The sequence below is a fragment of the Pseudomonas sp. B10 genome (genome assembly GCF_900156235.1).
GTDB classification, from domain to species: Bacteria; Pseudomonadota; Gammaproteobacteria; order Pseudomonadales; family Pseudomonadaceae; genus Aquipseudomonas; species Aquipseudomonas siliginis.
This window is the reverse complement of record NZ_LT707063.1, coordinates 1,170,380-1,190,395: the sequence shown is the minus strand read 5'-3', so window position 1 is coordinate 1,190,395 and position 20,016 is coordinate 1,170,380. Positions and strand designations below refer to the sequence as shown.

Here is a 20,016-nt window from a genome sequence, read left to right as displayed (position 1 = left end):
ATAGACCCAATGGTCTACCCATTAGCGGCCGAAGTATACCGCGAAGGGCGCCCCGGGCTACTAGAATAAGTATTTATTCCGCGATCCCATAATTTATAAGTGTGACGAAAAGCGACTGTATATCAGCGTCCGAGACTTCTGGTGTTTTTAATGGACGTGCCACTGGTGTGTAACCTTCCTCCGAAGGCTCTGATTCTTTTTCTATCAAGTAGTCTCTGTGTTCCTGTATCTTTGTCTCCATCCAGGTTTCGAATGGAACATCGAATTGTTTAAGCGCTGAAATTAATTCATGCTCGAATATGTCCAGTTCATCGGATGAAGTGACATCCCATAATCTATCAGTCAACTCACCTAAGAACCCCCGCATCGCGGCTGCGGCCGCGGTACTAGCAGCATTGGGGGCCTCGCCGTATACATCGATCGCTTGTGCAATAGCTCCAATGTCTTCGATCGAAAGTTCATCACCGCTAGAGCTAAGCATTTCAGCAGTAGCTTCGACAAGGATTTCACTCCCAAGTAAATTTTGTTGATCCTCAAGAGATAAGTCTTGATATCGCTCCAAGGCGTGACGGCAATACATTTCGTCAACTGCGCTGATTGGATCATTGTCTAGCGTTTTAAGAGCTTTACTAATGACGCTGAACATTTTCTCATTGGAGTGCAAGCTGGCGCACATTTCAAGTCCGGAGTTCACAATTGCAATCGCCGGCGCCTTCCCTATGTAGGTAATACGCTCCAGCGCCGCCGACCAAGCTTCGTCGTTTGGGATCTGAGAGCTGCACACTTCGTGATTTCTTCTAAAGAAATTCCATATGTTGTTAAGCTCTTCGAGAGTTCCGACGGCAGCCAATACGGATGGGAGTAGTAGATCGCTAATGATTACATTGCTCAGAAAATCCTTGAGTCCAGGATTGTTGAAGTAAACATAGCCATTCGCAAGAGAAGCGATTGAGCCTTCAAGAGGTTTGAGTGCTTGTCGAAAGCTGACGATGGCTACCGAGTCTGTAACAGGATGCGTTGAAGCGCCAAGGAGGCGTTTGTATGATTCAGTAAGCTTTTCAAGGGTGGTGTAGCTGTCCCTGAAAAAGAGTGCAAGCATAACGAAGCGAGACTCTTCGCTAAGGTGCGATCGGTAAGGGGTTTCCCATAGCGCGGATGGGTTGTCAAGAACATTTAGCACAACGTCCTGAATGGGTATGTTTTGCAGTGTCAAATAGTCTGCCGAAGTAAGTAAATCGATTAGTCGCGGGCTAAAATTTGGGTGGTCTATCATTTTTAGATAGAAACTCTCTCTCAGTAATGCTTTTTTTTCATCGGTGCTTAGCGTGGAAAAATATATGTGGTTGAAGACAATTTGGGCTTTGATCGTTCGGGTGTATGCGCCGACATTTAATACTAATTCGCTGGCGGAAACCTTTTCTGAGGCTAGGCGTTCGGATTGGAGTTGAGCCTGCGTCAGCAGGTAGCTACGTGTTGTTAGGATAAAGCGTAGGTCTTTATTGGTGCGGATACGATCCAGAAAAATTGGTAGTCGCTGATCGACATTTCGAATTGCATCGTTGGTTAAGCTGATCTGCCCTAGGAAATCGTCGAGAAAAATAAGGCGTTTTTCGCCGGGAGTACATACCTCCATTGCTTCTTTGAGGTCATCAACCACAAAGACACGCCAATCTTGTGCAAGGTGCATCCATGTTAAAACTCGCGCAAGGGTTGTTTTACCTACGCCCGGCTCACCAGCAATTATTAATGTGCCGCGTCGTTCGAGTATCGCCTCCGCCGCTGCGATGCTTTCATTTTGAACTATGCGGGGTACTAAGTCCTTTATTAGCTCTAGCTCGGCATCTGTTCTATTGTAGATGCCGCTATGAATGATTCGCTCCAAAGTGTCGACGTGAGTTAACCAAAGCTTAAAGTGCTGTCTAAGAACTTTTGGTTGGCGCTCCAGCAAATTATTTATATCTTCTCTGCCTAGGACGTCCTCGCGTGAAAGGGCGGCGTCAGGCATAGCATCGATGATTTTATCCTTCAAGGCCGGGTTTAGTCGGGCTGATGTCGCCAGAATATAACGATCGGGTTTGAGTTTGGCGACTTTCGCATTCTCTATGGCGACGGCACGCAACAGTCCTCTCGTTGGAGTGTCAAGATAGTGTTTCACCTGAATGACAGTAGTCTTGCCAGCTTTTGCAAAACGAAAATCTATTCCTCCGTCCCTCCCAGGTCCAAAGCTTTCGATCCGAAGTTTAATTTCTTCCTGTAGCAAGTCGCGAACCAGGTTTTCGAAGTCAAGGGGCGATAGCTGTCTAAAGTCGTGCATGAATTTGGAGACCCCCGGCTGCTTGCGTGAGACATTAGAGTAAGCCTCATCGAACAAACCACGCACTACATATCTTAGGTCTCCGACGATGTTTTTTCACTTACCTTGGTGGGCTCCGGAAAAATACCCCGTCAACTGTCAATCCTGAATCGTACATGCGATGGTCAGCCTGGTTGGATCTGTCGTACTCATTCAACGGATCGCTTATGTCGTCAATTTTTCTGAATCATTAGCTGTCAACCGAATTAAGCTACTGATCCGTACTGAAGGTCGGCCGTGAACGTATCAATCTTCCCTGAACCTCGGTGATAAAAAGCTACTGGCCGGATGGTCCGTTGGTGGAAGCAACCGAACGTTTCAACGCTTAATGTTGATCGTTTCGATCGCAAATAGGTACAGGGCGAACATCCGAATAAATTCGACACTACCGAGTATTTTCAGGTTAATAGGGTCGGAAAAACTCGACACGTACCAAAATATAACGCACAGGCAGAACGCCAATATCACTCCCCCCAAATAAGGACCCCAACTGAAGTGATCGTGGTCAGCAAGATGGCTGTTCAGGTAGTTAACGCAGAGCACCCAGGATAGTACCAACACAGATGCGATCATTAAAAAAACAGGCAGCAGGAGGCTAGTAACGGAAAAAGGATCCTTGAGTGGCCCGCCGCCTTCCATGAATGTCGAAAAGGCCAAAGCGGAGAACACGTTCAACAATGGGCGAGATTTGATCTTGCCGAGGGCATCCAGAAGTTCCTTAAACACTGTTTTCTATCCTATTTTGTGCGAATTGACGCAGAGGCCCGTTTGCAAATCTTCAACCGATCATCAACGTTTTCGCGAACGGTTCTTATGCTGTCGACGAAGAGCTGCAGCATGCTGCGATTTGCGTTGTGCCATCTGCTGATTGAAAGGCTCCAGGACTTTGTCTAGATCTCGATACAGGTTCGACTTCGATTTCACAACCTCAGTGAAAAAGTAACGCTTGAAAGCAGAACTCTCGAAACGCCCCTGCTTCCACCCGTGCAGCATAAAGTTGCTGGTCAAAAAGAAGCAGAAGCCGCAGAACAAAATGGTCAACTGCAGGAACAATGCTTGATCAGTAGCCAATTCACCCGAAGCGTTTTTTACTAGCAACCAATATGCGGTCGCAATCCCTCCTAGGACCACACAGAACATGAGCAACGGAGCTCGCTTGCGGATGGGTTTCCCAGCGAAACTCACTTGCGTGCCTTGGATTAGGGTGTACAGAGCGTTAACCAGGAAGGGGAAGCCAACGAATGCAATGTCTATTCCCGAAAAAACATAACTCACGGAGTCCAGCCAATAAATGCTGGTCAACGCCACTGCAGTGAGCCCGGCGACGATAAGGTCCTTTTGCAACGATCTGGAGTAATCAAGATACTGCCGGCCATTTTTGCCAAAGCGCGAATGCACATAGTCAACCAGCTCTATATACGCCAATGGCCAGAAAGATGCTGTGAAACCAACGATGTAAAGGGCCTTGAGCAACGCAAGAAATTCAAAATCGTAAAGCAGCGTGAAAGGGTTGACTCTCAAGGCGAGGAACCCCCAAAAGAAAGCCACCAATGAAAGCGGGTAGAAGACGAGGCGGTGCAAGTAGCGCATGAATTTGCCCAGATGTTGGATAGAACTCCAGCCTAATCAGCGAGGATAGGGGCTGCAACTATGACATCAGGCAGACCTAGGTTAAGCCACTCTGAATCTGAGCCTTCGGGATGGGGCAAATAGAGGCGTGATTAGCGATTGACGTGTCAATGTTTTTCCATCTGAACTCGTTTTGCTATTTGCAATGGTGTCAATCCTCTCGACAATGCCCTCTCAAAATGTCAATCCGTCATAGCGAGATTGACAGTCAACGGTGTTGCTAACGAAAGCGCCAAAAGCCCACTAAGTCATGGGCTACAACGCTGTCAATGTCGAAGGTGCTAGCTGATACCTCCTTTGTGTGGCTGAAGATCTCAGAGTGCCGCAGCTGCTCACGCGTGTCGCGCATAAAAACAGTAAAGCAGAACGATTTGCCGCGTTGCAGTGCTACAGTCCGCTTTTTTCTCGATGAGCGAATGCAATGCGAATGCTGATGGTAGTGCTGGCGGCGGCCCTGTTGGCCGGGTGCGCCGGTTCGGTGATGAAAGATGCTCGCAGCAAGAGCCCGGACAAGGTCCTGACCTCGGACAAGCCGGAGAAAGACGTCGCCCGGTGCGTGCAATTCGCATGGCAGGACGAAGCGGTTTTCGGCGTGGACGCGGCGGCCTATCTGGAGCCGCGCGAGTCCGGTGGCACTACGGTTTACACGCGTTCGGCAGAGTCGTTTGTCGATGTGATCACCGAAGCGTCAGGGACAACCTTGAACTATTACGCGCAGAAGAGTGATTTTGTCGCGATGCGGCGGATGGCGGCGATGGCGACCTGCCTCTGATTGTGTGTCGAGGCGGCTGGCGCTTTCGCGAGCAGGCTCGCTCCCACAGGTTGAATGCTTTCCAGTGTGGGAGCGAGCCTGCTCGCGAAAAGGGCGACACAGTCAGTCGATCAGCCGCTTCTGGAAAAAATGCCGCTTGTGCCCCGGTGGATAGTCAACGATCTCACCGAACTGGCTGAAGCCCAGCTTCTTGTAGAACTCCGGCGCCTGAAAATCGAAGGTGTCGAGCCAGACGCCGTAGCAGTTTTTTTCCTTGGCCAGGGCTTCCGCCTGAGCCATCAATTTCGAGCCGATACCCAGTCCGCGACCTTGTTCCGGCACTGACAGCAGTTCGATGAACATCCAGCGAAAAATCATTCGCCCGTACAAACCGCCCAGTATTTCGCCATTCTGGTCTTTGACCATCAAGGCGAACGGTTCGGATTTCGAACCGCCGGTTTGAGCATCGTTGTATTCGATCAGCGGTTGCAGAATGGCCTGACGCTGTTCCTCGGTAGGATTGTGCGTCAACTCGATACGCAAATTCATGCATGACTTCCTTGTGTAATTGAACGCCCAGCCTAACGCGTGTGGGCAAGCGCTTCCAAGCCCTTCGATCAAACGAGCGGAACCGTCAAACCAGCGATGCGGTCTAGGCTTTTATCGCGTCTTTCCCTGAGCGCGATTGATGAGGAAATCCCGTGAATATTTTCGAAGCCCTGCGCGAAAGCCACGAGCGCCAGCGCACTTACGCCAAGGCTCTGATCGCGACCAGCGGCGACAGCCCTGAGCGGGTCGAGGCCTACAAGCAGCTAAAAGCAGAACTGCAAGCGCATGAAACCGCTGAAGAGCGGCACTTCTACATTCCGTTGATGGAAATCGATGAAGGCGTGGACCTGAGCCGCCACGCCATCGCCGAACACCACGAAATGGACGAGATGATGGAAGAGCTCGACGAGACCGAGATGTCCAGTCCGGCCTGGCTGGCCACAGCGAAAAAGCTTTCCGACAAGGTTCATCACCACCTCGAGGAAGAAGAGCACAAATTCTTCCAGATGGCCGGCAAGCTGCTCGACGATAAACAGAAAACGCTACTCGCCGGGCAGTACGAAAAGGAGTATCAGGCGCAACTGTCTGAATGACCAAAGGCGACTCGGCGTGTAGGTGTTCAGCTACACGTTGAGTACGATGCGTCGTCGAGTGCTGGTTATGCATCCAGTATTTACGGGCTTTTTACGTCTTGCACACTGGGACTGTGACAAAAGCGCCGATGGACAAAAAATTCACCTCCGTTAGCTTGAAGGCCTCTCCTCGGGAAGGAGAGTTCTCAAATCAACGGAGTGAAGACGATGAATCAGGCAATCCCACAAACCCAACTCAAACACGGTCGTGTCATCTCGCCAGCAAGCCGCGGCGCAGTGGCCATTGACCTCGGCCTGCTCGGCGCTTGGCAAGTCAATGAAATGGAGGGCGGCAAAAACTTTCCGGCCGTGAATGCTGGGCCGTTCCCGCAACCCTTCGAGACCGACTCGGACAGCGTCGCGCCGCCGGCCGATGGCTACATTCTCAGCGGCGGCAAGACTGATGCCCGCGATTGCGTCAATTACACCGACGACGAGATGAGCAAGGAGCTCGGCCGTTCATTCAACTGGCCGCTGCTGAATGTCGATCCGGGCCAGATTCTTGTGGTCAGTTGGGCGTACACCGCGCCGCATACCACCCGAGGTTATCGCTGGCTGATCACCAAAGACGGCTGGGAACCCCAGCAACGCATCAGCCGTGCGCAGCTGGAAACCCAGCCGTTCTTCGAGGATTTCTACCCACAAGTGCCTTATTACAGTCATGCCGGTGAACTGAAGGCGAAGGTCGATCACCAAGTGCAGCTGCCGGCGAGCAAGAAGGGCCACCATGTCATTGTGCTGATGTGGATCGTCGCCAATACCGGCAACGCCTTCTACCAGGCCTTTGACGTCGACTTTCAGTAACCGCGCAGGCTGAACGAGCCCGGTAGCGCTGCCGGGCTTTTTTTGTCGGCGCAATTGATCGACCATGGCAGTCCCCCCATGAAGACAGGATCAGACGCGATGTCCAACACAGCCGAACGGGTCAACATCGTCGACACTCAGGTGTTGTCCCACGACTGGTATCTGCTGAAGAAAATCACTTTCGACTACCACCGCAACAACGGTGAATGGCAGCGCCAGACCCGCGAGGTCTACGACCGGGGCAACGGCGCGGCGATTCTGCTGTTCAACCGCGAAAAGCGCACGGTGGTGCTGACCCGCCAGTTTCGTTTGCCGGTGTTCGTCAACGGCCACGATGGATTGTTGATCGAGGTGGCGGCGGGGTTGCTGGAAGGTGCCGCGCCGGAGCAGCGCATTCGTGACGAAGCCGAGGAGGAAACCGGTTATCGCGTGCATGACGTGAAAAAAGTATTCGAGGCGTATATGAGCCCCGGCTCGGTGACGGAGAAGCTGCACTTTTTTATCGCTGAATACGACGCCGCGTCCAAAGTCAGCGACGGTGGTGGGCTGGAAGAGGAAACCGAAGAACTGGAAGTGCTCGAATGGGGTTTCGATGAGGCACTGGCAGCATTTCAACGCGGCGAGATCTGTGACGCCAAGACCATCATGCTGATGCAATACGCAGCGATGAATAACCTCTTCGCTTGATTCGGGCAGGAGCTGCCAACGGCTGCGATGGCTCAGCATACTGGCTGAACGGGGAGGCGCAATACGCAAAGCCGACCATACTGCTTGTTGCTCCTGAAGCGTTGCCCTGCGTTTTGCGCAGTCCCCAAAAACAAAAAGAGATCGACTCATGAAGTACGAACCTTTGGCCAGATCGCTCATTGCGACCTCCCTGGCGCTCAGCTGTCTCATGGCTCACGCGGCATCAGTGGCGCCGGTTGCGGCGGAAAACGGCATGGTGGTCACCGCGCAACATCTGGCGACCCATGTTGGCGTCGATGTGTTGAAAAACGGCGGCAATGCTGTGGATGCGGCAGTGGCCGTGGGCTATGCGCTGGCGGTGGTCTATCCGGCGGCGGGCAACCTTGGCGGCGGCGGGTTCATGACTATTCAACTGGCGGACGGGCGCAAGACCTTTCTCGATTTCCGTGAGAAAGCGCCGCTGGCAGCGACCGCCAACATGTATCTGGACAAGGACGGTAACGTCATCCCGGACTTGAGCACGCGCGGCCATCTGGCCGTCGGGGTGCCGGGCACCGTGTCCGGCATGGAGCTGGCGCTGAGCAAATATGGCACCAAACAGCGCAAGGACATGATTGCCCCGGCGATCAAACTGGCCGAAGACGGTTTCGAGCTGCAGCAGGGCGATGTCGAGCTGCTCGAATACGCGACGGATGTGTTCAAGAAGGACATGCGCGATTCCGGCTCGATCTTCCTCAGCAACGGCGAGCCGATGCAGGTCGGGCAGAAACTGGTGCAAAAGGATCTGGCGAAAACCCTGCGGACGATTTCCGAGAAGGGCGCCGACGGCTTCTACAAAGGCTGGGTCGCCGATGCCATCGTCACTTCCAGCCAGGCCAACAAAGGCATCATCAGCCAGGCCGACCTGGACAAATACAAGACTCGCGAACTGGCCCCGGTGGAGTGCGATTATCGCGGCTATCACGTGGTCTCGGCGCCACCGCCCAGCTCCGGCGGGGTGGTGATCTGCCAGATCATGAATATCCTCGAAGGCTATCCGATGAAGGACCTGGGCTTCCATTCCGCTCAGGGCATGCACTACCAGATCGAAGCGATGCGCCACGCTTACGTTGATCGCAACAGCTACCTCGGCGATCCGGATTTCGTGAAGAATCCGATCGAGCACCTGCTGGACAAGAACTATGCGACCAAACTGCGCAACGCCATCCAGCCGCAAAAGGCCGGCGTGTCGGCTGAGCTCAAACCCGGTGTAGCGCCGCATGAAGGCAGCAACACCACGCACTATTCGATCGTCGACAAGTGGGGCAATGCCGTTTCGGTCACCTACACCCTTAATGACTGGTTCGGCGCTGGCGTGATGGCGAGCAAGACCGGGGTGATCCTCAACGACGAAATGGACGACTTCACCTCCAAGGTCGGCGTGCCGAACATGTACGGTCTGGTTCAGGGGGAAGCCAATGCCATCGCGCCGGGCAAGGCCCCGCTGTCGTCAATGAGTCCGACCATCGTCACCAAGGATGGCAAAGTGGTGATGGTGGTGGGCACGCCGGGTGGTAGCCGGATAATCACCGCGACCTTGCTGACCATGCTCAACGTGATCGATTACGGCATGGGGCTGCAGGAAGCGGTCGACGCGCCGCGCTTCCATCAGCAGTGGATGCCGGAGGAAACCAACCTCGAAGACTTCGCCGCCAGCCCGGATACGAAAAAGCTCCTCGAGAGCTGGGGCCACAAGTTTGCCGGCCCGCAGGATCCCAACCACATCGCCGCGATTCTGGTCGGCGCGCCGTCACTGGACGGCAAACCGGTTGGCAAGAATCGCTTCTATGGCGCCAATGATCCACGGCGTAATACCGGCTTGTCACTGGGTTACTGAGCGGAGTAAAAAGGGGCGGGCTCAGGTCCGCCCAATCTCAAGGACTGATCAAGGAAGGCTCGACATGACCACCGCATTACTGATCATCGACGTCCAGCAAGCACTGTGTGCTGGTGAATATCAGTGTTTTGAAATCGACCGCGTAATCGCCACGATCAATGATCTCAGCCAACGCGCCCGCACGGCTGGCGTTCCGGTGGTGTTGATTCAGCACGAAGAAAAGGACGGTCCGTTCGTGCATGGCGCGGACGGTTGGCAACTGGCCGAAGGTTTGCTGACTTCGACGAAAGACCTGCGTGTAGGCAAGACTACCGGGGATTCTTTCTACCAGACCGATCTCGGCAAGCTGCTGCCCAGCGAAGACTTCGAACGTCTGATCATCTGCGGCCTGCAAACCGATTACTGCGTCAACGCCACGGTGCGCAGCGCGCATTCACTGGGTTACGACATCGTCGTCGCGCGGGATGCACATTCGACGGTCGATAACGGCAACATGAGCGCCGAGGACATCATTGCCCAACACAACAAGGACTTCGCCGCCCTAACCAGTTCCGTGGCACGAATCGACGTCAAACCGGCAGCCGAAATCACCTTCTGAACTCACACAAACCCCCTGTGGGAGCGAGCCTGCTCGCGAAAGCGCTGTGACAGCCAACATCAAACCGACTGATATACCGCCTTCGCGAGCAGGCTCGCTCCTTGGGTGAGCATGCTCTACGACAACAGCGATTTACGGCAGCAGCACTGGCATAATCCCCGCCGCCCGAAGAATGGAATCTCTCATGTTCGCTATCTACCTGCGTCACGCCGTGGCGCTGGCCTCTCTCGTCATTGCCTGCACCGCTCACGCCAGCAGTTTCGATTGCACCAGTGCCACCAGCAAAATCGAAAAAGCCATCTGCACTGATCCCTACCTCTCGAGCCTCGACGACAAGCTCGCCACGCAATGGCGGAACACGCTGGGCAAAATTGCTGATCCCAAAACTCTGAAATCCGACCAACGCCAGTGGCTGAAACACCGCAACGCTTGCGGTGCCCAGAGTGCGTGTCTGCGTCGTGAATATCTGATGCGCCTCAGCGAACTCGGACACGCCGTCCAACCGTTCAGTTGGGACGCCACTTGGCAATTGATCCCGCCCGGCACCTCGACCTCGGCGACCCTTGTCACCCAACGTCGTGATGCCACGCATATCGCCATCGATATCTCAGCAGGCGAGGGCGCCAATTCCGGAGACTTGACCGGCGTTGCCATACTCAAGGATGGAACAGCCCTGTACGCCGAGGACGCCTGCAAACTCGCCTTCACGCCCATCAATGGCGTACTGAACGTCACGCAAACCGGTGCGGATTCCGACTGCGGCGGTGGCATGGGCGTGTATTACGCCGGTCGGTATGTCGCCTCCGAACAACCGCTGAAGCTGGATTACGATCTGCTCAGCCTGGGTCTGGCTCGCACACCCGCAGAAGATCAGGTACTGCGTTCGCTGCTCAAGACCGACTACCAGAAACTGGTAGAAACCTCCGGTTCCTTGCAGGTCGGCGAAGACTCAAAAGATATGGCCGATGCTCAGGTTGTAGAAATGTGGATGCGCGGTCTCGGCGGCATCGGCATTCTGATGAGTGCTGCAGACGCACAGGTCTGGCTGATCTTCAAAAGCTACGATGATCAGGGCCATGAACATCTGCGGTACTACACCAACGTGGCGAAGTGGAAGAAGCGGTTGCCCGATGTGCTGCAGGGCTGGTATGACCGCATGCAAGAAAATCAGTCGTCACCGGTTCTGGAAATGATGCCCTGAGCCACATCTCCATCCGCCTCACGCAGTAACCGCTCGATCTGCGCCAGTTCCCATGTGCTGAGCAGACTCACCGGGTCCGTGCCATAACGCTGCCACGTGTTGAGCGTCGCTTCGTCCCCGGCGCAGTTGCGCGCGTATTCACAGTGATGCAAATGTCCGTCGGCGAAGTCCAGCAGCACAAGCCAGCCCTCGATATCAACGGCAATCAGCCCGGACTGGGACATTACCTCGCAGACTTCGAACGCAAGCACGCCCAGCGCAGCTTCGCGCAGACGCTGACACACATCCCGGGCGGACAAATACGCTGACATGCTGCGACTCGATTCGATGGACAAGCCTGCAAGGATAAGGCCCGCGCCACCCCATGTCAGCGTTTCACTGGCCCGGGGCCGAACAATTCCGTAACATTCGCCTCCCTCTTTTTTCGCGAAAACAGCAGCCGTGCCCAGCGGCCGCTCAGTCAGGTAAGCCATGAAACCGATTCGTCTGCGCGCCGATGTCCTCGCCGGACTCACCACCTCGTTCGCCCTGTTGCCCGAATGCATTGCTTTCGCCCTGGTCGCGCATCTCAATCCGCTGATGGGCTTGTACGGCGCGTTCATCATTTGCACGCTGACGGCGTTGTTTGGTGGCCGACCGGGCATGGTTTCCGGTGCGGCGGGTTCGATGGCGGTGGTGATCGTCGCGCTGGTGGTGCAACACGGCGTGCAATATCTGCTGGCGACGGTGCTGCTCGGCGGTCTGATCATGATGGCGTTCGGGCTGTTGCGCTTGGGCAAACTGGTGCGCATGGTGCCGCATCCGGTGATGCTAGGTTTCGTCAACGGCCTGGCGATCATCATTGCCCTGGCGCAACTGGAGCACTTCAAAAGCGGCGAGCACTGGCTCAGCGGTACGCCGTTGTACCTGATGACCGGGCTGGTGCTACTGACCATGGCCATCGTTTACATCCTGCCGCGCCTGACCAAAGCGGTACCGCCGGCGCTGGTGGCGATCCTTGGTGTCGGCCTGCTGGTCTACCTGTTCGGCCTGCCGACCCGCACCCTCGGCGACATGGCGCACATTGCCGGTGGTCTGCCGACGTTCGCCGTGCCGGACATTGCGTGGAGCCTGGAAACGCTGCGCATCATCGCCCCGTACGCGATCCTGATGGCGATGGTCGGCCTGCTGGAAACCCTGCTGACGCTGAACCTGACCGACGAAATCACCGAAACCCGTGGCTATCCGGATCGTGAGTGCGTGGCGCTCGGCGCAGCGAACATGGTGTCCGGTGCGTTCGGCGGCATGGGCGGTTGCGCGATGATCGGCCAGACCGTGATCAACCTCAGCTCCGGCGGGCGCGGGCGCTTGTCCGGCGTTGTGGCCGGTGTGCTGATTCTGTTGTTCATTCTGTTTCTGTCGCCGCTGATCGAGCGTATTCCGCTGGCCGCACTGGTGGGGGTGATGTTTGTGGTATCTCAGCAGACGTTCGCCTGGGCGTCGTTGCGGGTGATCAACAAGGTGCCGCTGCACGATGTGCTGGTGATCATCGCGGTGACCACCATCACCGTGTTCACCGATCTGGCCACGGCCGTGCTGTGCGGGATCATCATCGCTGCGCTCAACTTCGCCTGGCAGCAGGCCCGCGAACTGTATGCCGATGAACATCTTGAAGCCGATGGCAGCAAGCTCTATCGCCTGCACGGCACGCTGTTTTTCGCCTCGACCACGCCGTTTCTCAATCAGTTCGACCCGGCCAACGATCCGGCCAAAGTCACTCTCGATTGCCGCCACCTGAGCTTTGTCGACTACTCGGCGATCGCCGCATTGAAAACCCTGCGTGAACGCTACGCCAAGGCTGGCAAGCATTTACAGGTGTTTCATCTGTCGGAACGCTGCAAGAAATTACTCAAGCGCGCCGGCGTCGATCACGACTGACGCCGCGGGTTTTGCGTCCTTGAACCAGGTCTTGCCGAGAATCCGTGAGACCTGTTCGGCGGAGTAGGGCTTGGCGAGAAATTCGAAACCTTCGTACCCGCTGCGCGCCAGCTCTTCGCTGTAGCCGGAGGTCAGAATCACCGGCAGATCGGGGCGGCGCTGGCGCAGTTCCTTGGCCAACGCGACACCGGTGATGCCCGGCATGACTACGTCGGAAAACACCGCATCGAACGCGCTGGCATCGCTACCGGCCAACTGCAGCGCTTCTTCAGCGTTGGTCGCCCACGCGGTTTCATAGCCCAGATCCTGGAGGATCTGATTGGCGAAACGGCCGACATCGAGATTGTCTTCGACCACCAGTACCCGGCGTTTTTCGCAGGCCGGCTGCACTTCGCCATCGTCCTCTGCCTCGTCCATTTCTGCCTCGATCGCCGGCACTTGCGGCAAATACAAGGTGAACTCGGTGCCTTGACCTAGCACGCTGGAGACGTCGACGTTGCCGCCCGACTGCTTGGCAAACCCGAACACCTGCGACAGCCCCAGACCCGTGCCTTTGCCGACAGCCTTGGTGGTAAAGAACGGTTCGAAGATGTGTTCAAGGGTGTGTGCGTCGATGCCGGCACCGGTGTCGGCCAGGGCAATCGACACGAAATGGCTGCTGGACCCGGCGTGACCGCGAATCGGCGGCAGCGCTTTGTGGCACTCCAGGCGCAATTTCAGCTCACCCTGACCATTCATGGCGTCGCGGGCGTTAAGCGCAATGTTGATCAACGCGGTTTCAAACTGACTGAGATCGACGCGGATGTAGCAGGGGTGATCCGGACGCTCGACGCACACGTGAATCTGCGCGCCGGTGACCGATTCGAGCATTTCGCCGATGTTTGCCAAACGTTCGCCGGCGTCGACTACCTGCGGATTGAGCGGCTGACGGCGGGCGAAGGCGAGCAACTGACTGGTCAGCTTGGAGGCGCGCTCGACGGTGTCGGACACCGCGCGCATGTAGCGCTGACGGCGTTCTTCCGGCAGGTTGGGCTGGCGCAGAAAATCCACCGACGAACGAATGATCGTCAGCAGATTGTTGAAGTCGTGGGCGACGCCGCCGGTCAATTGGCCGATGGCTTCGAGCTTTTGCGACTGGCGCAACGTCGACTCGGCCTGGGCCAGGCGCAGGCTGCGTTCCTCGACCCGTTGTTCCAGCGTGGCATTGAGTTCAGCCAATGCAAGCAAGCCCTCGCGCACGTTCGCATCGGCGCGCACCCGTTCGATGTGCGCCCAGCACCGTTCGGTCACTTCGCTCATCAATGCCTGCTCAAATTGCGACCAGACCCGCGGCACTTTGTCGTGGACGGCCATCAATGCGGTCAGACGGCCCTGCTTGATCAGTGGTACACAAATGGTCGCGGTAATACCGATGGCCTGAAAGGTCGCCGACTCTTCCGGTGGTAGCTCGCTGCGGTTGTCATGGATGACCAGCGGTTCCCCGGCGCGCAGCAGAGTCACTGCCTTCTCACCGAAATCGCGCAGGCGGTAGTGGCCGATGATGCTTGGCGAACCCGGTGCCGCATAGTCGCCGCGAATGGTGAAGCCATCCTCGTCGGCATCCATGTCGGCGTAGGCGCAGTTGGACAATTGCAACTGCTCGACCATCAGCCGCGTGCTCGCCGCCAGGATTGCTTGCGCATCCGTGGCATTGGTCACCGCTTCGCCGATGGCATCGAGGACCGCCAGGCGTCGGTTGAGATAAACGGTCTGAGTGGTCTCGGTGACGGTGTCGATCATGCCGACGACATTGCCGTGGGAATCACGAATCGGGCTATAGCAAAAAGTGAAGAACGCCTGCTCCGGGCCTTTGCCGCGTTCGATCTGCAGAGCAAAGTTTTCGATGTAAGTGGCCTGGCCGGCGTACGCTGCCTCCGCTATGGGCCTGATTTCATGCCAGGCTTCCTTCCAGATGTCGCTGAAAGAACGTCCGAGCGCATGCGGCTTGTCGCCGAGAATCGGCACGAAGGCGTCGTTATAGAGAGTGATCAGTTGCGGGCCCCAGACGATCGCCTGAGGGAAATGCGAGGCGAGACTGAGCGAGACAGTGGTCTTGAGTACATCGGGCCAGTGTTCCAACGGGCCGAGGGGCGAATTTGCCCAGTCGTGACGGCGGATCTGTCCGGCCATCTCGCCGTTGTCTTGCAACCAGTCTGTCATGGGGTTCGTGTCTTTCCGGGGCATTTGTCTGAGAACAAAGACCTGCGCACAGGCTGTTTGGTTTCAGCGCACCAGACACTGTTTGCGCTGCGAATTATTCTGACCTACATCATGGCAGCAAAAAACAGCGCTGGCGAAAAGAGCATCTTTTCGCCAGCGGATTTTTCTTCAGTTCGTGAGCGGCTGCTCAGGCCTCGACGGCGGGGAAATCAATGTCGGTCAGCGCCGTGTTGTTCAGGTAGTTAGTCAATGTCTGCACGGCCACCAGGGCAATCACTTCGATAATCTTGCGGTCATCGATACCGGCGGCGCGGGCAGCGGCCAACTGTTCATCGCTCAAGTGGCCACGGGTTTCGGTCAGTTGGCGGGCGAGGGCGGCGTAGGCATTCAGTTCGCCGTGACGTGCCGCGATGATGTCCTCCGCCGACAGCCCGGCTTTGCCGGCAAACACGGTGTGTGCGGACAGGCAATAGTCGCAACCGTTGACTTGCGAAGTGGCGAGGTAAACGGCTTCTTTCTCTTTGCCGCTCAATGAGGTCTTGCCGAGGATTGCCGAGGCTTGCAGGTAAGTGTCGAATGCAACTGGCGCTTGGGCGAGGGTGGTGAAGACGTTGGGCAGGAAGCCGATTTTTTTCTTCACGCCTTCCAGTGCAGGACGGGTGGCATCGGTGGCGGCGTCGAGGCTGATTGCAGGGATGCGGCTCATGGTGATTCTCCGAAATTCCGCAGCGAAGTGCAGCGGGGATGGAGAGATCTTAGGGGCTGCCAATGGCGCTTTGGCGGCAAATCGTCGAGGATATGCGGCAGATCGTCCAGATATGCCTTCGGGAGTCAGCCATGGATCGCCTTTCCACATTACTCAGTCATTTTGGCGTGAACGCCGGCACCTTTCATAGCGGCGCGTTTTGCGGCGTGAGCGTTCACGAAGGCGAGCCGGTCGGGCACGTGCATGTTCTGCAAGCCGGGGCGTTGCTGCTCAAACCGGGCAACGAGCGGGAAATTCGTCTGGACGAACCGTCACTGATTTTCTTTCCCCGGCCGTTTACCCATCGGATGTTTGCCGACGAAGCCATGGCCAGTCAGATTGTCTGTGCCTCGCTGACCTTCGACGGTGGCTCGGGCAATGCCCTGGCCGCCGCGTTACCGGACTATCTGGTGTTGAAACTCACCGATACCCCGGAATTGCGCAGCACCCTTGACTGGCTGTTCAACGAAGCTTTTGAAGGGCATTGCGGGCGCGTGGCGGTGATGGATCGCCTGTTCGAATTGCTGGTGATTCTGTTGCTGCGCCATCTCATCGGTAGTCGAGATCAGCAACCGGGCATGATGGCCGGCCTGGCTGACCCGCGCTTGTCTCGCGCTTTGAACCTGATCCATGAGCAACCGCACAAGCCCTGGAGTGTGGCCGATCTCGCGGCGGCGGCGAACCAGTCCCGCGCCGGTTTTGCCGAGCAGTTTCGCCGGGTTGTCGGGCAGACACCGGCCGAATACCTGCTGAGCTGGCGCGTCAGTCTTGCGCAGAAACGCCTGCGCGAAGGCCGGCCGATTGCGCTGATTGCCGAAGAGGTCGGTTACGAAAGTCCGTCGGCGCTGGCCCGGGCGTTTCGGCGCAAGACCGGGCTGAGTCCTCGGCAATGGAAAGCCGGACACTGAATACTATTTGGCAAATTTCTTCGCCCCGGCCACGCAGAGAATCACCCCAAGCGTTACGCCGAGCATGCCGACGCTGACCTGCTCATGCAGCAACGTCGCCGCCAGCGCCAGACCGAAAAACGGCTGAAGCAACTGCAACTGCCCGACCGCTGCGATTCCACCTTGTGCCAGACCGCGATACCAGAACACGAAACCGATCAGCATGCTGAACAGCGACACGTAGCCCAGGCACATCCACGCAGGCAAGCTGATGTTGCCGAACGAGGCGGGCGCCAGCCACAGGCTCAGCACTGCCATCAGCGGTAACGACATTACCAGCGCCCAGCAGATCACCTGCCAGCCGCCGAGGCTGCGTGACAGTTTCGCGCCTTCGGCGTAACCAAGGCCGCAGGCCAGGATCGCCGCGAGCATCAGCAGATCGCCGGTGGGCGAGGCGCTCAAGCCTTGGGACAGGGCAAAGCCTACCACCAGCGCACTGCCCAGGATCGAGAAGATCCAGAACACAGGCCGCGGCCGCTCACCGCCACGCAAGACACCAAACATCGCCGTGGCCAGCGGTAGCAATCCTACAAACACGATCGAATGCGCTGACGTTACGTGCTGCAATGCCAACGCGGTCAGCAGCGGAAAACCCAACACTACGCCCAGCGCCACAATCAACAGCGACAGCCACTGATGGCGCGACGGTCGCGGTTGCTTGAACAACAGCAGAAGTCCGACGGCCAGTGCGCCGGCGATCGCTGCTCGCACCACGGTCAGAAACACCGGATCGAATTCCAGCACCGCCAAACGTGTGGCCGGCAGCGAACCGCTGAAAATCAGCACGCCGATAAAACCGTTGATCCAGCCACTGGTTTTTTCCAGTGCCGGGTGGGCCGCAGTCGATGTTGTGTGCATGTCGGTCGCGCTCAAAAAGTGGCTTGTGTCGCCGTGATCCTAGGGCGGAGAATCAGCACAATCAAAAAATTGTCATGGATACAGCCGGCATGCCCCGATCCCGTTACAAGACCTTGGTTGACCGTTATGCGGCGGATATTCGTGGCGGACGACTGCCGCCGGGCACGCGATTACCTACGCATCGGCAACTGGCGGCGCAGGAAGGACTGGCGCTGGTTACCGCTTCACGGGTTTATGCCGAGCTTGAGGCGATGGGCCTGGTCAGTGGCGAAGCCGGGCGCGGAACGTTTGTCCGGGAAACGTCGCTGGCGCCGGGGCAGGGCATCGATCAGAAAGACGTAGCGGTCGGCATGATCGACCTGAATTTCAACTATCCGTCGTTGCCCGGTCAGGCTGAGTTGTTGCGCACGGCGTTGCGGCAACTGGCGTTGTCCGGCGATCTCGAAGCGTTGCTGCGTTATCAACCCCACGCCGGACGTGCCCACGAACGCGCCTCGGTGGCGCGACATTTGTCGACACGCGGCGTGACCGTTGAAGCCGACCAAGTGCTGATCGTCAATGGCGCTCAGCAAGGTTTGGCGGTGACGCTGATGGCCCTGCTCAAACCCGGTGATGTGATCGCCGCCGATGCGCTGACCTATTCCGGGTTCAAGGTGCTGGCCGACGCGTTGCATCTGGAAGTGCTGGCGATCCCGATGACGGAGCACGGTCCGGATTTGTCGGCACTGGACAGGCTCTGCCGCCAGCGTGCGGTGCGCGCCGTGTACAGCATGCCGACGCTGCACAATCCGCTGGGCTGGGTCATGCCACTGGAACAGCGCGAACGATTGGTGGCGATTGCCCGCCGCTATGATCTGACACTTATCGAAGATGCTGCCTACGCGTTTCTGGTCGAAAACCCGCCATGTCCGTTGATTGAACTGGCACCGGAACGGACGTTTTACGTATCGGGCCTGTCGAAAAACATCGCCACCGGTTTGCGCGTCGGCTTCATTGCTGCGCCGCTGCCTCAAGTGCCCGCACTGGAGCGAATCATTCGCGCGACAACGTGGAACACGCCCGGGGTGATGACCGCCATTGCGTGCGGTTGGCTCGACGACGGCACCGTCACCGTGCTTGAGGAGCAGAAGCGTAGTGATGCCATGGCCCGGCAGACGTTGGCGGCCGAGGTGCTGAAAGGGCTGCGCTTCATTGCTCATCCGGCCTCGTATTTTCTGTGGTTGCCGTTGCCCGAAGATGTGCGTGCCGATCAGATCGTGGTCGAGTTGATGCAGCAGCAGATTTCCGTCACCAGCGCCGAGCCGTTTTCGCTGGCGGCCAATACGCCCCATGCGATTCGTCTGGCGTTGGGTTCGGTGGACATGAAGGTGTTGCGTCAGGCGTTGATCACTGTCAGAACGATTGTCGGCGCTTATCTGTAAACTGCGCCCACGCCATGTAAAGCGAGGTTTGGACTGTTTAATGAAATTCACCACAGCACTGCTTCTCGCCTTGATCTTCAGCACCAGCGCTCAGGCTGAGGGTGATCCTGAAGCCGGAGAGAAGATCTTTCCGCGCCTGTGCGGCGGTTGCCATCAGGTTGGCGAGTCGGCCCGTCCAGGGTTTGGTCCGCAGTTGAACGGCATCATTGGCCGGGCTGCGGGGACTTCGGCCAATTATGTTTATTCCGATGCGATGAAGAACTCGGGGATTACCTGGGATCGGGCGACGTTGAAGGCTTATCTGGAGGATCCGAAAGAGGTGGTGCCGGGGACACGGATGATTTTCTGGGGGCTGAGTGATGAGGAGAAGTTGAATAATTTGTTGGCTTATCTGCAGAAGTTCAGTGCTGAGCCCTAGTCGGGCGATGGTTTCCTCGCTGATTGAGTACATATCCATTGCTGCGGTAACGGCTGCTTAGGGTTTCGCCCTTACGGCGAGTCACCTTTTTCAGACGCCAAAAAGGTAACCCAAAACGCTTGCTCCTGCGTTCGGCCCTCGCAGGCTCGGGTCCCTTCGCTGCGGGGTCGATCCGGGCGCAGCGGCTACGGTTTGCTTCGCTGCACCTCCTTGCGCTGTGTCTGGCTGCGCCAGACGGTCGCTGCGCTCCCACGCCCGGATCAATCCCTCCGCTCAGCCTTCCGACGTCGCCCGTGGATCAAGATCAAAAGCACTCGAGCTAACGCTCATTGTTGAGTGGTGCGGCTTCGCCGCGGGCAGCTGCGCTGCTTTGCTTTTCTGTGGGAGCGAGCCTGCTCGCGAAAGCGGTTCTCCTGCCGACCCATATTTGC

Annotated in this window: 19 protein-coding genes; 11 read left to right on the top strand and 8 right to left on the bottom strand. The window is 57.0% G+C overall.

Annotated features, from left to right (window positions below):
• Positions 1-73: 73 nt before the first annotated feature.
• From BXA01_RS05375 to BXA01_RS05365, 3 genes are all read right to left on the bottom strand, one after another.
• Positions 74-2,380, bottom strand: a complete 2,307-nt coding sequence (locus BXA01_RS05375) for an ATP-binding protein (protein ID WP_076563500.1) — start codon at positions 2,378-2,380, stop codon at positions 74-76.
• A gap of 291 nt (positions 2,381-2,671) precedes the next feature.
• Positions 2,672-3,079, bottom strand: coding sequence for a hypothetical protein (locus BXA01_RS05370; protein WP_076563499.1), 408 nt, complete (start codon positions 3,077-3,079; stop codon positions 2,672-2,674).
• 63 nt (positions 3,080-3,142) lie between these two features.
• On the bottom strand, positions 3,143-3,943 hold the full coding sequence (locus tag BXA01_RS05365) for a hypothetical protein (RefSeq protein ID WP_076563498.1): 801 nt from the start codon (positions 3,941-3,943) through the stop codon (positions 3,143-3,145).
• A gap of 460 nt (positions 3,944-4,403) precedes the next feature.
• On the opposite strand from BXA01_RS05365, the gene BXA01_RS05360 reads away from it, so the two are divergent.
• Positions 4,404-4,754: a hypothetical protein gene (locus BXA01_RS05360; RefSeq protein WP_076563497.1), complete on the top strand. Its 351-nt coding sequence runs from the start codon at positions 4,404-4,406 to the stop codon at positions 4,752-4,754.
• 102 nt (positions 4,755-4,856) lie between these two features.
• Here the strand turns inward: BXA01_RS05360 and BXA01_RS05355 are convergent, their stop codons facing one another.
• Positions 4,857-5,282, bottom strand: coding sequence for a GNAT family N-acetyltransferase (locus BXA01_RS05355; protein ID WP_076563496.1), 426 nt, complete (start codon positions 5,280-5,282; stop codon positions 4,857-4,859).
• A 152-nt stretch (positions 5,283-5,434) separates the two neighbouring features.
• Between BXA01_RS05355 and BXA01_RS05350 the strand changes: the two genes are divergently transcribed.
• The 6 genes from BXA01_RS05350 (at position 5,435) to BXA01_RS05325 (ending at position 11,080) form a co-directional block, all read left to right on the top strand.
• Entirely contained in the window at positions 5,435-5,875 is a 441-nt protein-coding gene (locus BXA01_RS05350) for a hemerythrin domain-containing protein (protein ID WP_076563495.1), read from the top strand.
• Positions 5,876-6,082: 207 nt separating this feature from the next.
• The gene (locus tag BXA01_RS05345; protein ID WP_076563494.1) at positions 6,083-6,718 is read left to right on the top strand and encodes a lytic polysaccharide monooxygenase auxiliary activity family 9 protein; all 636 of its coding nucleotides are present in this window, start codon (positions 6,083-6,085) and stop codon (positions 6,716-6,718) included.
• Positions 6,719-6,817: 99 nt separating this feature from the next.
• Complete coding sequence (locus tag BXA01_RS05340; RefSeq protein WP_076563493.1) at positions 6,818-7,405, top strand: NUDIX domain-containing protein; 588 nt, start codon at positions 6,818-6,820, stop codon at positions 7,403-7,405.
• Positions 7,406-7,553: 148 nt separating this feature from the next.
• Positions 7,554-9,281 carry a gamma-glutamyltransferase gene (ggt, locus tag BXA01_RS05335; RefSeq protein ID WP_041477051.1) on the top strand — a complete coding sequence of 576 codons (1,728 nt, stop codon included), beginning with the start codon at positions 7,554-7,556 and terminating at the stop codon, positions 9,279-9,281.
• Between the two features lie 64 nt (positions 9,282-9,345).
• Positions 9,346-9,879 (top strand): cysteine hydrolase family protein, encoded by a 534-nt coding sequence (locus BXA01_RS05330; RefSeq protein WP_056788931.1) that lies wholly within the window; start codon positions 9,346-9,348, stop codon positions 9,877-9,879.
• 184 nt (positions 9,880-10,063) lie between these two features.
• Complete coding sequence (locus BXA01_RS05325) at positions 10,064-11,080, top strand: lysozyme inhibitor LprI family protein (protein WP_076563492.1); 1,017 nt, start codon at positions 10,064-10,066, stop codon at positions 11,078-11,080.
• Here the strand turns inward: BXA01_RS05325 and BXA01_RS05320 are convergent.
• On the bottom strand, positions 11,047-11,391 hold the full coding sequence (locus BXA01_RS05320) for a DUF7693 family protein (protein WP_076563491.1): 345 nt from the start codon (positions 11,389-11,391) through the stop codon (positions 11,047-11,049). The genes BXA01_RS05325 and BXA01_RS05320 overlap by 34 nt on opposite strands.
• Before the next feature lie 160 nt (positions 11,392-11,551).
• Here BXA01_RS05320 and BXA01_RS05315 point away from each other — a divergent pair, with 160 nt between their 5' ends.
• Positions 11,552-12,997, top strand: coding sequence for a SulP family inorganic anion transporter (locus tag BXA01_RS05315; protein WP_076563490.1), 1,446 nt, complete (start codon positions 11,552-11,554; stop codon positions 12,995-12,997).
• Here the strand turns inward: BXA01_RS05315 and BXA01_RS05310 are convergent.
• Positions 12,965-15,196, bottom strand: coding sequence for a response regulator (locus tag BXA01_RS05310; RefSeq protein ID WP_076563489.1), 2,232 nt, complete (start codon positions 15,194-15,196; stop codon positions 12,965-12,967). The two genes, BXA01_RS05315 and BXA01_RS05310, sit on opposite strands and share 33 nt — an antisense overlap.
• Before the next feature lie 187 nt (positions 15,197-15,383).
• On the bottom strand, positions 15,384-15,902 hold the full coding sequence (locus BXA01_RS05305) for a carboxymuconolactone decarboxylase family protein (protein WP_076563488.1): 519 nt from the start codon (positions 15,900-15,902) through the stop codon (positions 15,384-15,386).
• 131 nt (positions 15,903-16,033) lie between these two features.
• Here BXA01_RS05305 and BXA01_RS05300 point away from each other — a divergent pair, with 131 nt between their 5' ends.
• A complete protein-coding gene (locus BXA01_RS05300) occupies positions 16,034-16,849 on the top strand; it encodes an AraC family transcriptional regulator (protein WP_076563487.1) in 816 nt (271 codons plus the stop codon).
• A gap of 3 nt (positions 16,850-16,852) precedes the next feature.
• On the opposite strand, the gene BXA01_RS05295 is transcribed toward BXA01_RS05300, so the two are convergent.
• Positions 16,853-17,746: a DMT family transporter gene (locus BXA01_RS05295; RefSeq protein WP_076563486.1), complete on the bottom strand. Its 894-nt coding sequence runs from the start codon at positions 17,744-17,746 to the stop codon at positions 16,853-16,855.
• Positions 17,747-17,835: 89 nt separating this feature from the next.
• On the opposite strand from BXA01_RS05295, the gene BXA01_RS05290 reads away from it, so the two are divergent.
• Both BXA01_RS05290 and BXA01_RS05285 read left to right on the top strand, forming a co-directional pair.
• The gene (locus tag BXA01_RS05290) at positions 17,836-19,167 is read left to right on the top strand and encodes an aminotransferase-like domain-containing protein (RefSeq protein ID WP_076563485.1); all 1,332 of its coding nucleotides are present in this window, start codon (positions 17,836-17,838) and stop codon (positions 19,165-19,167) included.
• Positions 19,168-19,207: 40 nt separating this feature from the next.
• On the top strand, positions 19,208-19,585 hold the full coding sequence (locus tag BXA01_RS05285) for a c-type cytochrome (RefSeq protein ID WP_076563484.1): 378 nt from the start codon (positions 19,208-19,210) through the stop codon (positions 19,583-19,585).
• Positions 19,586-20,016 lie beyond the last annotated feature (431 nt).

Coding starts and splice junctions, on each gene's coding strand:
- BXA01_RS05345 (WP_076563494.1), top strand. CDS start 6,083: ATGAATCAGGCAATCCCACAAACCCAACTCAAACACGGTCGTGTCATC.
- BXA01_RS05320 (WP_076563491.1), bottom strand. CDS start 11,391: ATGTCAGCGTATTTGTCCGCCCGGGATGTGTGTCAGCGTCTGCGCGAA.
- BXA01_RS05340 (WP_076563493.1), top strand. CDS start 6,818: ATGTCCAACACAGCCGAACGGGTCAACATCGTCGACACTCAGGTGTTG.
- BXA01_RS05315 (WP_076563490.1), top strand. CDS start 11,552: ATGAAACCGATTCGTCTGCGCGCCGATGTCCTCGCCGGACTCACCACC.
- BXA01_RS05310 (WP_076563489.1), bottom strand. CDS start 15,196: ATGACAGACTGGTTGCAAGACAACGGCGAGATGGCCGGACAGATCCGC.
- BXA01_RS05360 (WP_076563497.1), top strand. CDS start 4,404: ATGCGAATGCTGATGGTAGTGCTGGCGGCGGCCCTGTTGGCCGGGTGC.
- BXA01_RS05355 (WP_076563496.1), bottom strand. CDS start 5,282: ATGAATTTGCGTATCGAGTTGACGCACAATCCTACCGAGGAACAGCGT.
- BXA01_RS05330 (WP_056788931.1), top strand. CDS start 9,346: ATGACCACCGCATTACTGATCATCGACGTCCAGCAAGCACTGTGTGCT.
- BXA01_RS05290 (WP_076563485.1), top strand. CDS start 17,836: ATGCCCCGATCCCGTTACAAGACCTTGGTTGACCGTTATGCGGCGGAT.
- BXA01_RS05300 (WP_076563487.1), top strand. CDS start 16,034: ATGGATCGCCTTTCCACATTACTCAGTCATTTTGGCGTGAACGCCGGC.
- BXA01_RS05325 (WP_076563492.1), top strand. CDS start 10,064: ATGTTCGCTATCTACCTGCGTCACGCCGTGGCGCTGGCCTCTCTCGTC.
- BXA01_RS05295 (WP_076563486.1), bottom strand. CDS start 17,746: ATGCACACAACATCGACTGCGGCCCACCCGGCACTGGAAAAAACCAGT.
- BXA01_RS05365 (WP_076563498.1), bottom strand. CDS start 3,943: ATGCGCTACTTGCACCGCCTCGTCTTCTACCCGCTTTCATTGGTGGCT.
- BXA01_RS05305 (WP_076563488.1), bottom strand. CDS start 15,902: ATGAGCCGCATCCCTGCAATCAGCCTCGACGCCGCCACCGATGCCACC.
- BXA01_RS05285 (WP_076563484.1), top strand. CDS start 19,208: ATGAAATTCACCACAGCACTGCTTCTCGCCTTGATCTTCAGCACCAGC.
- ggt (WP_041477051.1), top strand. CDS start 7,554: ATGAAGTACGAACCTTTGGCCAGATCGCTCATTGCGACCTCCCTGGCG.